Origin of the sequence: Pseudomonas sp. o96-267 (assembly GCF_003935465.1) — a bacterium.
Lineage (GTDB): Bacteria > Pseudomonadota > Gammaproteobacteria > Pseudomonadales > Pseudomonadaceae > Aquipseudomonas > Aquipseudomonas sediminis.
Window position 1 is genome coordinate 1 of the sequence record NZ_RHQP01000058.1, and the last position, 15,413, is coordinate 15,413.

General features: G+C 57.7%; 16 protein-coding genes and 1 pseudogene. 9 read left to right on the forward strand and 8 right to left on the reverse strand.

All coding sequences use genetic code 11. The annotated features are described in order from the left end of the window. Nucleotides 1-107 precede the first annotated feature (107 nt). Genes EGJ86_RS23900 through EGJ86_RS23915 form a run of 4 tightly spaced genes read right to left on the reverse strand, consistent with a single transcriptional unit; the run spans nt 108 to nt 2,667 of the window. Nucleotides 108-806, reverse strand: coding sequence for a TraX family protein (locus tag EGJ86_RS23900; protein WP_125836866.1), 699 nt, complete (start codon nt 804-806; stop codon nt 108-110). Then, complete coding sequence (locus tag EGJ86_RS23905) at nt 803-1,243, reverse strand: YqaA family protein (protein ID WP_125836867.1); 441 nt, start codon at nt 1,241-1,243, stop codon at nt 803-805. Before EGJ86_RS23905 ends, EGJ86_RS23900 begins: the two co-directional genes overlap by 4 nt. A 1-nt stretch (nt 1,244) precedes the next feature. Then, nucleotides 1,245-2,369 carry a nickel/cobalt efflux protein RcnA gene (locus tag EGJ86_RS23910; protein WP_125836868.1) on the reverse strand — a complete coding sequence of 375 codons (1,125 nt, stop codon included), beginning with the start codon at nt 2,367-2,369 and terminating at the stop codon, nt 1,245-1,247. Nucleotides 2,370-2,379: 10 nt separating this feature from the next. After that, complete coding sequence (locus tag EGJ86_RS23915) at nt 2,380-2,667, reverse strand: metal-sensing transcriptional repressor (protein WP_059392035.1); 288 nt, start codon at nt 2,665-2,667, stop codon at nt 2,380-2,382. Nucleotides 2,668-3,176: 509 nt separating this feature from the next. Between EGJ86_RS23915 and EGJ86_RS23920 the strand changes: the two genes are divergently transcribed. The 5 genes from EGJ86_RS23920 (at nt 3,177) to EGJ86_RS23940 (ending at nt 6,945) form a co-directional block, all read left to right on the forward strand. Then, nucleotides 3,177-3,902, forward strand: coding sequence for a HupE/UreJ family protein (locus tag EGJ86_RS23920; RefSeq protein WP_125836869.1), 726 nt, complete (start codon nt 3,177-3,179; stop codon nt 3,900-3,902). An 11-nt stretch (nt 3,903-3,913) separates the two neighbouring features. Beyond that, entirely contained in the window at nt 3,914-4,582 is a 669-nt protein-coding gene (locus EGJ86_RS23925) for a transmembrane anchor protein (protein WP_125836870.1), read from the forward strand. 476 nt (nt 4,583-5,058) lie between these two features. Further along, the gene (locus tag EGJ86_RS23930) at nt 5,059-5,346 is read left to right on the forward strand and encodes a type II toxin-antitoxin system HigB family toxin (protein ID WP_104730233.1); all 288 of its coding nucleotides are present in this window, start codon (nt 5,059-5,061) and stop codon (nt 5,344-5,346) included. A 2-nt stretch (nt 5,347-5,348) separates the two neighbouring features. Then, entirely contained in the window at nt 5,349-5,750 is a 402-nt protein-coding gene (locus tag EGJ86_RS23935) for a type II toxin-antitoxin system HigA family antitoxin (RefSeq protein ID WP_104730232.1), read from the forward strand. Between the two features lie 127 nt (nt 5,751-5,877). After that, nucleotides 5,878-6,945, forward strand: coding sequence for a hypothetical protein (locus EGJ86_RS23940; RefSeq protein ID WP_125836871.1), 1,068 nt, complete (start codon nt 5,878-5,880; stop codon nt 6,943-6,945). A gap of 358 nt (nt 6,946-7,303) precedes the next feature. On the opposite strand, the gene EGJ86_RS23945 is transcribed toward EGJ86_RS23940, so the two are convergent. Next, a complete protein-coding gene (locus EGJ86_RS23945; RefSeq protein ID WP_003116603.1) occupies nt 7,304-8,503 on the reverse strand; it encodes a tyrosine-type recombinase/integrase in 1,200 nt (399 codons plus the stop codon). A 35-nt stretch (nt 8,504-8,538) separates the two neighbouring features. On the opposite strand from EGJ86_RS23945, the gene EGJ86_RS25500 reads away from it, so the two are divergent. From EGJ86_RS25500 to EGJ86_RS23965, 4 genes are all read left to right on the forward strand, one after another. Continuing rightward, the gene (locus EGJ86_RS25500; RefSeq protein ID WP_010791794.1) at nt 8,539-8,700 is read left to right on the forward strand and encodes a hypothetical protein; all 162 of its coding nucleotides are present in this window, start codon (nt 8,539-8,541) and stop codon (nt 8,698-8,700) included. Nucleotides 8,701-9,439: 739 nt separating this feature from the next. Continuing rightward, nucleotides 9,440-10,276, forward strand: a complete 837-nt coding sequence (locus EGJ86_RS23955) for a hypothetical protein (RefSeq protein ID WP_256672495.1) — start codon at nt 9,440-9,442, stop codon at nt 10,274-10,276. A gap of 124 nt (nt 10,277-10,400) precedes the next feature. Beyond that, nucleotides 10,401-11,222 (forward strand): type IV toxin-antitoxin system AbiEi family antitoxin domain-containing protein, encoded by an 822-nt coding sequence (locus tag EGJ86_RS23960; protein ID WP_055986257.1) that lies wholly within the window; start codon nt 10,401-10,403, stop codon nt 11,220-11,222. Continuing rightward, on the forward strand, nt 11,206-12,138 hold the full coding sequence (locus EGJ86_RS23965) for a nucleotidyl transferase AbiEii/AbiGii toxin family protein (protein ID WP_055986253.1): 933 nt from the start codon (nt 11,206-11,208) through the stop codon (nt 12,136-12,138). Before EGJ86_RS23960 ends, EGJ86_RS23965 begins: the two co-directional genes overlap by 17 nt. Before the next feature lie 386 nt (nt 12,139-12,524). Here EGJ86_RS23965 and EGJ86_RS23970 read toward each other — a convergent pair. The 3 genes and pseudogenes from EGJ86_RS23970 to EGJ86_RS23980 all read right to left on the reverse strand — a co-directional run bounded on the left by EGJ86_RS23970 (nt 12,525) and on the right by EGJ86_RS23980 (nt 15,251). Next, nucleotides 12,525-12,697: pseudogene (locus EGJ86_RS23970) on the reverse strand (DUF2274 domain-containing protein). A 306-nt stretch (nt 12,698-13,003) separates the two neighbouring features. Then, nucleotides 13,004-13,885, reverse strand: coding sequence for a LysR family transcriptional regulator (locus EGJ86_RS23975; protein ID WP_125836872.1), 882 nt, complete (start codon nt 13,883-13,885; stop codon nt 13,004-13,006). Between the two features lie 112 nt (nt 13,886-13,997). Further along, nucleotides 13,998-15,251 carry an MFS transporter gene (locus EGJ86_RS23980; protein ID WP_305965128.1) on the reverse strand — a complete coding sequence of 418 codons (1,254 nt, stop codon included), beginning with the start codon at nt 15,249-15,251 and terminating at the stop codon, nt 13,998-14,000. Between the last annotated feature and the right edge of the window lie 162 nt (nt 15,252-15,413).

Genomic DNA, 15,413 nt, shown 5'->3' on the forward strand with positions numbered 1-15,413 from the left:
CATAGGCGACCCTTGCGATGAGATTCTCAGAAATCATAGCAAGGGTTTATCCGGGCGTTTTTACACACTCTGGGCCATTAGCGGACTGATTTCGTGTTGATCAGCGCCTAGGGCTTCATTAGGTATATCGCGGCTAAGTGCCCCGGGTAGAACCAATAGCCCCAGCGGCCAACAGGCCAGACGGTGCAGGGCATGGGCTGGCGCAACAGGGCCAGCCCCAGCACTACGGCTCCGCCAGCCATGGCGAGCATGGCCAGGGTCTCAGGCACTATTCCCCACTCCACCAACCAGCGGTTGCGGCTATTAGCTAATACCGCCAGTGCGACAGGCAATGGCCACCAGCGTACAGCCTTTAGCCCAATAACAAAGGCAGCAGGCAACATCACGCCGATTACCCCATACATCAACTGTCGATGTAGCAACAGGGCAATGGCCAGTGTCCCGACAGTCAACAGCAGGCTGTTGCGATCTGCATGGTGAACGCCCCAGGCCACCAGCAGGCCGAGCGACAGTGTCGGCATCACGTTGAGCGTCGCGCTCTCCGGCGAGAGCAGACGGTAGGGCATTTCCGAGAGCAGGGAGAACGCCAGTAACGAGCCGAGGTAGCGCGCATTGCCCTCGTTGAACAACTCTCCTGGGCGGGTTCTGACCACGTTGGCGGCAATGCCCAGGCAGAACAGCGGAAACGCCAAGCGCCCGATGACGAACAGGGCATAGATGTCTGGCCACAGATAACGCAGGTGGTCGATCAGCATGCTAAGCATGGCCAGCCATTTGACCAGGTCGAGTCCGGCGTCGCGCATCATCCCAGCAGCCCAAGCGTCAACGCGGCCAGCGCCAGATAGCGACCGGCCTTGGCCACCAGCACGATCAATAGGAAACTCCAGAACGGTTCGCGCAGGGTGCCGGCGATGACGGTCAGCGGGTCGCCGATGATCGGCGCCCAGCTCAACAGCAGTGACCAGCGACCGTAGCGATGGTAGGCCTCCTGGGCGCGTTGCAGCTTGTCCTCCGGCACCGGGAACCAGCGTTTATGGTGAAAGTGCTCGATATAGCGGCCCAGCAGCCAGTTGACTACTGAGCCGAGCACGTTACCGAGCGTGGCCACCAATAGCAGCATGGCCGCTGGTTGCTTGGCGGCCAGCAGCAGGCTGGTCAGCACTGCCTCGGACTGCATCGGCAGCAGGGTGGCGGCACCGAAGGCCGCGACGAACAGCCCTAGGTAGGCGGATAAGTCCCACACCTCAGGCGTTCAGCCCGGCCCAGCCGTGCAGGCCGACATAGATGCCCACGGCGATGATCATCAGGCTCGACAAGTAGGGCGCGCGACGCGCCACCACGCCCAGCCAGGGCCAACGATTGGAGGCATGGCGAGTACCAATGGCGGCGGCGACGCCCACGGTGACCAGGGTCAAGGCCAGACCGACACTGAAACTTAGCACTAGCACGGCACCCAGCGTCACTTCCTTGACCTGCAAGCAGAGCAACAGCACGGTGATGGCCGCCGGACAGGGGATCAGCCCACCTGTCAGACCGAACAGGATGACCTGGTCAGTGCTGACGTTGCGGCTGGCGAAGCGGCGGCGGATGTCGTTGGCGTGAGCCCGTTCGTGGGCGTCCTGGTAACCCTCCAGCGACAGCTCCAAACCTTCCAGCTCAGCATGTGCGTGGTCATGCTCGTGGAACTCCAGGTCGTAGTCGTGGGAGTGGCCGCCATGACCGAGGCTCAGGCGCACGTTGAAGGCATGTGGCACAGGAATTTCGTCCACGGACTCCAGGTGGCCGTCGCGTTGGATAAAGGCGAAGCGGCGCATGCTGCCATCCTCGCGTGTGGTTTGCAGGAGGACATCGGCGGCCTGCCACGGGTGGCCGCTGAGGGTTTGCAGCCGCCAGCGCGGCGCTACCCCATCCTCGAAGATCGACAGCTCAATGCGCCCATGCCCCGTGTCGATGCGGCGGCATTCGTCGTGCGCATGGCCATGTTGGTGATGGTGATTATCGCCCTGCTCGAAACGCCACATCTGCTCGCCGCGCCAGGTGCGCCAGAGCATCCACAGGGCGATGGCGATGATCAGCACCCCCGAGGCAAGTTGGAAGTAAGGCTCGGTGGTCTGGGCGTCGAGGTTCTGCCCGAGGTACATGCCACCGATGGCAACCAGCCAGACCACGACGGTGTGCGAAGCCGTAGCGGCCAGGCCCAGCAGGATGGCTTGGCGCACCGTGCCGCGAATGGCCACGATGAAGGCGGCCATCATGGTCTTCGAGTGGCCGGGCTCCAGGCCATGCAGCGCGCCCAGCAGAATAGCGGTGGGGACATACAGCCAGGCCTGCGAGGCCCCTTGCTGGAGAATTTCGGCGAAGGACGACATGGCTGGGTGCTCAAAGGTACTTAGTGATCTGCTTGAATTCTTCCAGTGGCGCCCGCTCACCGTTGGTAAGGGCGCCGACCGTGTGTTCCAGGCAGTGGTCGATGTGATCCTGGATCAGCGTGCGTTTGGCCTGGCACACCGCTTTCTCGACCGCATGCAGTTGCTGGGCAATGTCCACGCAGGCGCGCCCGTCCTCGATCATGCCAACGATGCTGCGCAGGTGGCCCTCGGCACGCTTCAACCTTTTGATGATTTCCTTATGACTTTGGTGCTGATGTTCGTGTTCGTGCTTGCCCATCGCCGAGTCTCATGCAAGGATAATTGCCGTCGCATCCTATCCCCCCCGGGGGGATGCGTCAAACCAGACGCTCTCCCCTGTCGAGTCGTAATTAGTCCGTCGATGCTGAGCCAAATCGCTACCTGTCGATCCCTTTCCGTCCTGGCACTGCTGTCGCTATTGCTGTGGACGGGGCACGCGCTGACGGGCTATGCCGCAGGCAATGGATCGGCTGCGCAAGCGAATTACGACGACCATCCGCACAGTCACGACGACTCGTTCGGACAGGATTTTCAGCTGTGGGGAGACCACCAGCACTCATCGCTGATGGCCGATCATGTGCATGAAACACCGCACCTGAGCGCCTGGCTGCCAGCGCCTGGGCGTGTGTCCGCAGGGCAGCCCGCGTTTGCCTATGACCAGCGACTGGCCCACGGCCCCCGCACGCGCATAGAGCGCCCTCCAAGATCCTGACGGGTGTTCTGACTCTGGCCCTCGTGGCCCAGACCTCATCAACTCAGGATCTCTTTATGCAATCGCTACCACTTTGCGGTCACGGCGCCCTGCGTCGACCGTTTCTATTGCCCCTGCTGGCTTTCGTTCTGCTGCTGATAGGCATGCCCGAGGCGCTCGCCCATGGCGTGCCCGAAGGCGACAAGGGTTTCATCCAAGAAAGCAGCGGCGTGCTGCTGATGCCGTTCGTGTACATGGGCGCCAAGCACATGATCACCGGCTACGACCATCTGCTGTTCCTGTTCGGGGTGATCTTCTTCCTCTACCGCCTGAAAGACGTGGGGCTGTACGTCACGCTGTTCGCGCTCGGCCACTCGATCACCCTGCTGTTCGGGGTGCTGAGCAATATCAGCATCAGCCCCTACGTGATCGACGCCATCATCGGCTTTTCGGTGGTGTACAAGGCGCTCGATAACCTGGGGGCCTTCCAGCGTTGGTTCGACTACCAGCCCGACACCCGCGCGGCAACGCTGATCTTCGGCCTGCTGCATGGCTTCGGCCTGGCGACCAAGATCCAGGAGTTCGAGATCTCGCCGGATGGCCTGATCGCCAACCTGATCGCCTTCAATGTCGGCGTCGAGATCGGCCAGCTACTGGCCCTCGGTACCATCCTCATTCTGATGGGCTACTGGCGGCGCACCGCCAGCTTCTGGCGCCATGCCTACACCGCCAACGTCGCCATGATGAGCGCCGGTTTCCTGTTGATGGGTTACCAGCTCACCGGCCTGATCGTCTCCCAGTAAGGAATTCCCCCATGTTCAATAGCAAAGCTCCAAGCCTCAACGAACTACCGAGCAGCCAGCAGCTGCTGCGCTCCACCGTAATCGCCCTGATCGCTGCCATCGTCCTGCTGGTTACCGTGGTAATGCCCTCGGAATACGCCGTAGACCCGACCGGCGTGGGCCGCATGCTGGGCCTGACCCAAATGGGCGAGATCAAGCAACAACTGGCCGAAGAAGCCGCCGCCGAGAACGCACCTCCGGTCGCGCAGGCGCCTGCGGTGGTTCAACCCAGCGCGCAGTCAGCCCCCGAGGTGGTGGTGGCCGAAGTTGCCCAGCCGTCCGCGCCCGTAGTGCCGGCAGCGCCGGAAGTGGCAGGTCTGAAGCACGAGATGAGCATTGAGCTGGCTCCCGGGCAGGGCGCCGAAATCAAGCTGGAGATGCTCAAGGGCACAAAGGTGAACTACTTCTGGACGGCCAATGGAGGCCAGGTCAACTTCGACACCCACGGCGACCCCTACAACGCACCGCGAGACTTCTACCATGGCTATGGCAAGGGTCGTTTTACCCCGGAAGACAAGGGCGTTTTGGAGGCAGCCTTCGACGGCAAGCACGGCTGGTTCTGGCGTAACCGCACAAATAAACCGGTAACCGTGACGCTGCGCACCGAGGGTGAGTACATCGCGATCAAGCGCGTGATCTGACGGCAAAGGGGCTGTGCTGCTTTAGCACAGCCCTCGTCTTAGTCCGCTTTTTCCGACTCCTACCGAGTTTGTGTTGCTATGAGCGCCTCTCACAGAGTCATGATTCTGGAGTGGGGTGGGGTCTGGTGATAGCCTACGTCTATTCCGTGCAGTTTTGGTTGCACACGGTTTGGCCCTTGTAAAGGATGGGGTAAGACGCCTCCCCTAGGGATCAATTGATGCATTTTTGCCCCGCGTATTTTGGGGGCAAAACTGGGGGCAAAATCCAGGCCGCTGCAAACCGTCCAAAACCAGCAGGTGCCGGATTCACTGGGCTGGAGCCGTGCTTTGAGCGGCGTGGGCGTGCTGTAGACAGCGTTCAAATCGCTAGCTAAAACTGGCGATTTTTTCATGTTTATGGATCAGGGAATCGCATCTTGCGATGCTGGGGCAGGCGCGTTACCATGCCTGCTATCGCAAGGTGCGATAGAGGCTCTATGCACGTCATTACACAGAAGCGAATCTGGGAGGCACAGGCCAAATGGCCTCGCTCAGCGACTGCGCTTGAGGCTTGGTATCGTCTGGTGAAGGCAAGTGCGCCGCGGGATTTCGCCGAGATGAAGAGGCTTTTCCCGGCGACTGACAAGGTAGGGCCTCTGCATGTGTTCGACATCGGTGGCAACAAGCTGCGGCTGATTGCCATCGTTCATTACAGGGCACAGAAGGTGTTTATTCAGCATGTGCTGGATCATGCTGAGTACGACAAAGGCAAGTGGAGGGAGTAATCATGTCCGCATTGATCAAGCAGGCTTGTGAGCACTGGCGTTACGTTGCACCGTTGCTCACCAAGCCGACGAGCGAAGATGACTATGATGCTCTCGTAGAGGCGTTGGATGAGCTGCTGATCGTGGTCGGCGATGATGAAGATCATCCGCTGGCCAGCCTGGCTTCTCAACTGGGTGACATGATCGAAGCTTACGATGAACTTCATCGGCCATTACCCAAGGTGGGCGGTGTGGAGGTTCTTCGTTACCTAATGCAGGAGCATGGCCTGAGCCAGGGCGATTTGCCTGAGGTCGGTACCCAGTCAGTTATTTCCGAGGTGTTGGCAGGTAAACGCCAGCTAAATGTAAGGCACATCCGTGCTCTCTCGGATCGCTTTGGCGTCCCAGCGGATGTGTTTTTTTGAGAGCGCTAGGCGTTTCGTTCGGTTAGGGGCTATGTGGTCGTTGAGAGATTTTTTCTAGGGGCTCTCATGGAGCGCTGCATAGCCTGACACCGGTACGTTGTTCAATTTGTCGAAGTATGGAGCGCTGATGTCAGACACCCATTTGACCCTCGCCAAACGGTTCTGGGTCGATGACATGCCGGGTTCTTCAGTCTCTGGTTCACGCCTGTCTAACCTTCTGGATACCTTTGCCCAAGGTAAACCATTGAGTGCCTTAGGGCTGCGCTTCCTGAGTGAAAACGGGCTCAAGAGCCTGGCGCAATTCGTTGCTGGCGATATTTCTGAATCACAGTTTTTTCTGCTTGCGCCGATTGAGCAGTCGTCCAGGGTCGCCGCTGCTGCCGAGCATCAGAAAGCTCTTGAGCAACAGCAGCAGGTTGAGCGGGAGGCGGCTGAGACTCGCCACGTTGCCATGATGGCTCGCTTCCATGCAGAGAGAGTCCAGCGCGAAAGCGATCCGAAATTCATCGCTCGCCAAAAGAATCGCGAGCTGAGAGAAAAGTACGGTGTTTATGGCTTCGTGGATGAGCCTGACTTCAGGCAGCTGATGGCTATTTTGCGCAAGCTGGACAGTGCAGAACGTCTTTCCGAGGCAGAGACCGTATGGCTGAAGAGCCAGGGCAGGGGGTACGCCAGTGAGGAAATACTGTATGCCCACAATCGGCTTGAGGCCGACTACTACCTTGGTGAGTTTCGCAAGACGGGTGATGTTTGGCAGTTGGTGAATGCCAGTGGTCACCTGCGCAAATGCGATGCCTCGAAGGAAGCGCATGACCTCCTGGAGAAGATCCAGGATGGAGCCCTCAAGCAAGCCAAGCTGAGGTCGGCGGTTCGCACCACTCATGGTGGCGTGATGCGCGATCTTGGTCGCTATAACGAAGCACTCAAGTTCGCGGACGAAGCACACCGACTTCTGCCGAATAGCTTTCGACCGTGCACACTTCTTGGGGCGCTGAACATCGAGATGGGTAACGTCGCCCTTGGGCATGAATGGTACTCAAAGGCAGAGGAGCGGGGTGCTAAAGCAGGGAGCATTGAATCGGAAATTCGATCTCTGCTGGGGCGTATGCCTCCGGAGAAGAGACAATCTGTGATAGGCCAGCTGCTGAGTATTGACCCCGTCCAGTACGCTTGGCTGCGCAAGAGATCCGCCTAAAAAGCATCATCGCTGAGGGCTTGGGGCCAGTAGTGCGAATGCCAGGATTGCCGTGGGTATGGCTGAAAACGCCCTATTATGAGCTGCAAAACCCCTCTGGAAGCCGCGGTTTTGCGTTGTCAAAGCAGCAGATTTTTGTCAATTTACACCAATCGAAATTGAATAGATCTTCTGATAAATCCTTTTATTTCAACTGCTTACGGATTTCAGTGTGCCCTTGATAGCTTGCATGGGGTGCAAGGGGTCGAGTGTTCGAATCACTCCGTCCCGACCAAAAAATCCCTAGAAAATCCAGTCGCTTAGCGGTGACTGGATTTTTTTATGGGCGCTTCACGCGTAGAAGCGTAGGGACTTTTTTTCATCCTGCCATTCTCCTCAAAATTGTCAGGGCCGGACCGCGCGAGTCGGTGGCCGAAATCCTGTTGGCTTCATCGATCAGTTTGCCCAACTCGGCGGCTGAGTAGTGACTGGTGATGCTACCGTTCTTGTGCCCCAGCAGAGCCTTCCTGTCTTCCTCCGTTACCCCAGCTGCCCGAAGTCTTCGGCCGAAAGTGTGCTTCAGATCGTGAACGCGGATCGAAGCAAATCCAGCTGGGGCAGGGCGCATAAAACGCTCCTGGAACTTCTTCGCTGCTCTGACCCTGGCTTTCTTCCATGCCGAATCGTTCATCCGGTGAACGGGAGTGGCCTTGCCGTTTTGATCGGGTTGTCCGTAAGGAAATACCCAAACCGGATCAAGCCCACGTTGTCCCTCGATGACCGACTTGGCTACGTTGTTGAGTACAACGAGGCGCTCGTCGCCGTTCTTGACCCCGGAGCTCTCATGCCGACCACCAAAATCCGCCGGTATGAGAAATACGCTGGTGTTGAGCTCAGGAATCGGTATCTCCCAATCCCAGCGAAGCTTCACAACTTCCTGCTCTCGTGAGCCGCTATTGACCTTGTATAGTGCCATGCGGCGCAAATGATCAGGCAGTTCGGCGAAGAGAATCGACTGCTCTTCCCAGGACATCGGGTAGGGCATGCGTCTGGTTTTCTTCTCTTCCAGCTTGGTGATCATCGGTACTACGTCGAGCCAGGGACGCTTCTGCTCATCACGCCATTTTCGGGCGCACAGGTTCAGAATGCGTATGACGCGCTCCAGGGCAATGTTCACCGTGCGGTGTGAAACGCCAGGCTTCAACTTGCCATCGCTGGTTCTGCTGCTCTTGAGTCGATCCCTTATGTAGGGAGCCAGGGTCTCATCGTCGACATGAGTCAGAGGCTGGTCGCCAATATACGGATCCAGTTGCTCCAGATAGATGGCCGTGAGGCCTATCGACGGCTGATCCTTGTACTCGATCAGGTAACGCGTAGCGGCTTCCCGCCAGGTTCTGATCGTGCGGACGCCATAGATCTTCTGTTCCCGGAGCTTTTCCAGCTTGTGTATCAGGTACTGCTCTGCCTCCTTCCTATCGCTTGATCCAGTGCTTTCCTGAATTCGCTGACCTCTGAAGACCTTGTCGATGTGCCAGATCCCGTTCCTTTGGTAGAGGCCGCTAATGGTTTTTCGCGCCATGTTTTTTCTCCTTGGCGCTCGCTGCGGGAGTGATCATGTCCCTTGGCACCTTCCTTTTCAATGATGGCCCGGTCGATGTAGGCGTCTGCCCAGGCATCCAGCTCTTGCCGATCAAAGCCGATGCCTTGCACTCCAATGCGGAATTCCCGCACGTAAGGCCGGACGGTTTTGTTGAATTCTGTGCGGCACATGCCTAGGTAGGCGGGGGCCGCACTTGCTCGCAGGATTCGGGGTGGGCAGGTGATCAAGCGTGCGGCTATCTGTTCAGATGATGCGGGCATGAATGTCGCCTCCTTGTTGGCCCTGATCCGTGCTGCAGATGCTGTCCGCTGCTCGCTGCGCGAACAACGTGGTGGAGGGGGCTACGGAGGGTTTGGTACAACAATCGTTTTGGCTCGGTTTGACCTGATGGATCGTGGCGTATGGCCTGTCTTTGGCTAGTACGGTGATATCAGGCTTAAGGATTGATGCGTGTCTTCCGAAGAGGTATCCCAGCAACCTGGTTCCAGTCCTGGTGGCCCAGTCAGTCGTGAGGAGATGTACGCAGAGGTGTGGCGGCTTCCCATGACCAAGATCGCGGATCATCACCGTGTTTCTTCCAGCTTCTTGGCGCGCGTGTGTACCCGCATGAATGTTCCGCGGCCGCCGCGTGGGTACTGGGTAAAGCTGGAGAATGGAGTACCTAGTCCTCAGCCACCCCTGCCTGAGGCTGGTCCTGGTGACCTGCAGGTTTGGCGCAGGGGAGATGCTCTTGGTCCTGTTTCTCGACCGGTACCGAAGGCCCCTGCACCGCGCAAAATCAAACCCGAACAGCTCCGCATATCGCGATCAAGGCAGCACCCTGTTGTCGTGGGGGCGTATGAGGTCTTTGAGCAGGGGCGAGTCATCGACCAGGGGTTCCTCAAGCCGGGTAGGCAGCGCCTGGTGGATGTCGTGGTGACCAAGCCTCAGCTTGAGCCTGCCCTGAAGCTGGCGAATCAGTTGTTTCTCAAGCTGGAGGCTGCCGGCCATCGCGTGATGTTTGCACCGAGTGACCGAACCTATGCCCGGGCCTCGTTTGATGAGCATGAGCACCCACCCAAGAAGCCAAGGCACCGGCATCCGGCGTTGTGGTCACCATCCAAGCCCACAGTGGTTTTCGTTGGGACGGTTGCCATTGGGTTGACGTTATTTGAGATGACTGAGGAACTGGAGGCCTGCTACATCGATGGCAAGTACATCCCTACCTCCAAGATACCGTCGCAGCAAATGCGCCGCTTGAGCTCAACCTGGAACTGGTCGACTCGGATGGACTTTGCGACCGGCCGCCTATGTATAAGGGCGTTCTCGCCATATCCGTGGACTGATTGGTCTCAGAGTTGGAGGGAGGCCAAGCAAGGCTCGCTACGCGGCCAGCTGGATGAGATCGTCCAGCAGCTCACGGACGCCTCGCCTGTAATTGCCCGATTGGTAGAGGAGGCCGAGGAGCAGGCCAGAATTCGGCAGCAGGAGTGGAAGGAGCAGATTCGCCGGCGTGAGGAGAGGGAGCGGATTCGACTGCAAAACGAGGCAAGGGAGCAGGCGAGGACTGATTTGTTGAGTGCCATCAAGCATTGGGATGACATAAAGCGGATCCAGGCTTTTTTCAGTGACGCGGAGAGCTCCGTATCGAATCTGTCCGAAACCGAGCGATGCATTGCTATGGACAAGCTCGCCGAAGCGCGTGAGCTTGTTGGCGAGCTGGATCCGCTGCAGGCGTTGCTGGAATGGAAGGGGCCGAGGGAGCGCCTATAGCAATGTTCAAGAGTTCCTTGTGAGGTTTATAAAAACTAAATATTGCTCACTATTGGTGAGTATTTTTTGGTTTTTATAAACCTTCTTCTTGCCGAAGGTTTAGAAAAGCTCTATTTTGCTCACTATGAGTGTGCAAAAATCTGAAAAACTAAACTCCTTGCTTGCAGGGCTCGGCGACAGCGATCTGGTGTCCAGTAGCTGGTTGAAGGCTCATGGCTACAGCAGCAACCTCGTAGCGCGATATATCGCGAGCGGCTGGCTGGAGTCGCCTGCGCGTGGAATCTATCAACGACGAGGCGGGCGTCTCACCTGGGCTGCTGTAGTGCGTGCGTTGCAGGAAGGAGAACGATTGCCGCTGCATGTTGGCGGGCGTTTTGCCTTGGCTTGGCATGGGCACGAGCACTACCTGCGGTTGGGCGAGCGTGAGAGGGTCACTCTATATGGCCCAGGAAGCCTCCCTGCCTGGGTGGAAAAGCTTCCCTTGAAGGCTGAGGTGGTGCTGTGCGGCAAAAGCCCATTCAATCTGCCGGCATTGTCATTCAAGGCCGACATGGATGACGAAGCCCTAAGGAATCTTGGGCTCGAGTGGGTGGATGCTGATGGCGACCGCGGCCGCATCGTAGTCGCGACACCTGAGCGCGCAATCCTCGAGCTGTGTGATGGCGTGTCGGGCGCGTCGCTCGTTTATGAAGTGGATGCGCTGATGCAGGGCGCGGACACCCTTCGTCCCCAAAGGGTAAACATGCTGCTGCGACATTGCACCAGCATAAAAGCCAAGCGCTTATTCCTAGCCCTCGCAGAACGCCACCAGCACGCCTGGGTGGATCATCTCTCGTTGGACGGCGTCTATCTCGGGAAGGGGAAGCGTTGTCTGGTTCCCGGTGGTCGCTTGAACCCAACCTACCAAATAACCTTGCCGGCGGATCTTGATGAGCACCTGGGATAAGCGCTACACCGACCGAGTCCAGTTATTGGTGGAAATTCTGCCGACCTTGGCGAAAGAAACACGATTTGCCCTCAAAGGGGGTACGGCGATCAACCTGTTCGAGCATGACTTGCCCAGGTTGTCTGTGGATATCGATCTGACCTGGTTGCCGATGCAGGACTATGCGGAGGATGCTAGTCAGATCTCCGATGCATTAGAAGGTCTGGGAAGGGCACTTGGCTCTGCGCCATTAAGGCTACAGGTACAAACATCAGCGCCCGAGAGAGGTGGCTTCATAAACAGGCTGATAGTGAGTCGTGGACGAGCCCGAGTCCAAATAGAAACGACTCCGGTGATGCGCGGCTCCGTGCATCCGGTACGTACAATGGTTGTCCAGCCGCAGGTCCAGGAGGCCTTTGGCTTTGCCTCGATCCAGGTGCTCGACTTTGCGGATCTATATGCGGGGAAAATGGCAGCAGCATTGTCGAGACAGCATCCGCGCGACCTGTTTGATATCGGCTTGCTTCTAGAGGATCCGCGCACAGATGAGCGCCTTTGGCGAACCTTCCTGATATACATGACCTGCAGTCCGAAGCCTGCCTGGGAGATGCTGGTTCCCAATGAGCCCAAGGATTTCGAGGCGATATACGAGACCCACTTCCGTGGTATGACTGCTGCCCCTGTCAGCTCAGAGATACTGCTGGAATACCGCGCCAGGCTTCTTCGACAAATTTCAGAGTGGCTTACCCCGCAGTCGAGAGCATTTCTGGAATCAGTCGAGATGGAGAATCCAGATTTTGACTTGATCGAGTTGCCACAGGCAGCAGAGCTACCTGCGATAAAACGGAAACTGCAGAATCTTGCTTCACGATCAGCTGCGAAGCGGGCTTCCGACCATTCTCAGTTGCAAGCGGCCTTCGAGATGTTCAAACGTTGATAGTGTCTGCAGGCTACCCAGGCATGGCAGTCGGCGCCGGCACTTTAAATTCCGTAAATCTGGATAAGTGGCATTAAAGTGCCTTTATTGCTCCATAAATGCACAAAATCGGCAACTTAATGCCGATTTTGCTTCGTAATATCGAGAGCCACAGTTTCCACATGGTGCATGTCAAGAATTCCTTTAGCTTGGCTCTGGTCCCCAGATTTTCTTGATTGAGACAGGAAAATCTTAAATTTTGGCAGTTCAGCTGATTTTTTCTTAATTCATTCAGGTCGATTTCGTCCGAGTGCCTTTGGGGCGAAGGTCCGCGCTCACGTTTGTTACCAGCGCCTTCGGAGGCAAGGTCTTTACAGGCGGCCAGCCAGGGTAAAACGATTCGGTTGTCAGCTCGTTTTACCAAGTCTCCTGAACACCCGATCCCTCACCATGAACGCCTCCAGCATGTACGGAACGAGCGTCAGGGCGTCGACCTCTTCACCGTAGGTCTGTGAGTGCTGTGCCGCGTAGCGCTTGAGGTCAGCCTCAGGCTGGCCGGACAGGTGAAGGTCAGCTTCATGTTCTAGGTTTTCGTCAGTGGGCCGAGACGTAGTTTGGTCGTGCTCATTGCAGGCTGCCTGTTCAACGTCTGCGAAATTGCACTCATCTGACCAGGCAATTGCATTGATGCTGACCACCCGCTTGCATTCGACTTGAACAGCGGGCGGCAGAGACGCGGAGGCAGAGACCGCCCCATTGCTGCCGGTAGCAATAGGCAGCAACCGGCCAATTGCGGCCAATCATCAACTTGAAGATCCATCGTGGCACCGGATCGCAAGCATCTTCGCCGTGGGCACCCTGAGCATGTAAGGGTTCGTGAGCGAACTCAGCGAGTGAAAGTACTGAGAATAAAGTCCCTGACGTACAGCAGGTTTGGGCTTCTCAGCGCCCGCTTGTTCCAGACCAGGTACAGCACATTGGTTGCTGCCTGAGCCAAGGGTGTTGGTGAGTACAAGCGTCCATCGGTGATGGCGTCGACGCACATGTAGTCGGGTAGGACTGTCCATCCATGTCCGGCGATGGCGAGATCCTTAAGTGTCCGCAGATCTGGTGTCGTGAAGGTCGCTTGCAGCATTGGCGCGACCTGAAATCGTGATAGCCAGAGAGGCCGCACCAGAGGCAGATCTTCGTCGAATGCCAGAAGCGGTGTTTGGCTCAACTGCACTTCGTCCGGATCGGCGCCCAGTTGATCCTGCAAGCTCGGCGCATATACCAACAGCATGCGTTCCGTCACTAGGTGGGCGTAGCCATGGGCTTGCTCATCAGGCATCGAAGCCGTAATGGCGAAGTCGATGGTGTTTGTGTTCAGCAGTTCGTAGATGCGCTTTCTGGTGCCCGTGTGATAACGCAGGGTGTAGCCCTCGCCCATGAGTGGTGCCGTGCGGGCGGAAAGTTGGCAATGGATGAAGTCCGCCGGGCCAACCAAGTGGATGGGGCCGCCTTTCGTTGAGCCTGGGCGCAGGGCCGCAATCCGTGCTTCCAGGCCATCGAGATAAGGGGCGACTGAACGAGCCAGTTCATCTGCGGCATCGGTGGGTTCAACGCCACGGGCCTGACGAATGAACAGGGGCTTACCGACGAGCGCTTCAAGCGCTTGGATATGCATCGAAGCCGCCGGTTGAGTAATGCCTAGGTACTCCGCAGCCTTGGAGAAGGACTTGGCCCGGTATGCCTCTAGGAAAGTCCGCAGATGGGTCAGATGGCTCATGATGTATGCAGTCTGCAAACGGTGTTCTGTTTTATCACGTTGCACATTCGACGGTCGCGATGAAAACAGCCCCGCTGGAGTTCCATCGGGGCTGGGTGAAGCAACGTTATGGTTAGCTAGCCGGACTCTCGGCAGCCTGGTGCGGGGAGGACGCAGTTTTCAGCATCTGTGCCAGGATCAGCGCCAAGCCCAATCCGGAGACGAGCGCGCCAGCGATACCCACATATGCCAGGCCGAAGCTCCCGATGGTCATGCCACCCAGCACGGAGCCAAGCGCGATGCCCGAGTTGAATCCTGCGATGTTTAGCCCGGCTGCCACGCCATGAGCGTGAGGCGCATGCCGCTCCGCAATACCAATCAAGCGAGCTTGCAGAGCAGGAACCGCCGCGAAGGTGAACATACCCAGCAGGGCAACCAGTACCCCCATGCTCAGCAGCGAGCCCGACATCGCCCACATGCCGAATACCACCAGCACGATCCCGGCGATCAGCAGCATGCTGGCACGATCAAGGCCTATGGCATCGGTAAGCTTGCCACCGAGAATGTTGCCTATCGCGGCCATCACGCCGTACACCAGCATGAACACACCCACGGTACTGGCGCTGCTGCCAGTCACCTCAGTCAGTAAAGGGGCGATATAGGTGTAGGCCGCGAAGGAGCCTGCATAACCCAGTACCGTCACCAGTGCGCCAGCCAGCAGTTTTCCATTGAGCAGGGCTTGCAGGCTATGCAGTGCCGAGCCGCCATGACCATCCTTGATGGCTGGGAGCGGATCACGCATACCGAACAACAGCCCGAGGAAACCAATGGCACCGAACACAGCGATAGCGCCAAGAATGACGCGCCAGGGCAGCATGCCACCCAGGTAGGTGCTGATCGGTACACCTATGGCCATTGCCAACGTGAACCCCCCGAATACCACGGCTACGGCGCTACCTGCACGACTCGGCCCGGCCAAGCGTGCTGCGGTGCTAGATGCCACAGCCAGGAACAGCCCGTGGCCCATTCCAGCGATGAAGCGGGCACCGAGGATCAGCGTGAGCGAGTCGGCGAGCGCGGCAGCAAGGCTGCCGGCGGAGAACACCAACGCTGTGGTGAGCATGACGCTCTTGCGTGACCAGCCCATGGTGAGTGCGGTGAGGATGGGGGCCGCGACGGTCGCACCCAGAGCATAGGCGGTGACTGTTGCCCCGGTCTGCTCGACATCAACGCCTAGGCTGTTTGCCATGACGTCTGCCAAGCCAATTGGAACGAACTCAGCAAGCCCTAGTGCGAAGGCGCTCAATGTGAAGATGTAGATAACGAATGGCATGTTTGCCTCTCCAAAGTCGTGAAGATGGCGAGAGGCTATGCATCCGGCTTCCATTAGTGAAATTGGTTTTTTCCCGCTCACGCATAAATGTATTTATGCATGTAGAGCGCTAGCAGTGTGTTTCTGATATGTCCGCTTCTGGCCCAGAGTGTGTAAAAACGCCCGGATAAACCCTTGCTATGATTTCTGAGAATCTCATCGCAAGGGTCGCCTATG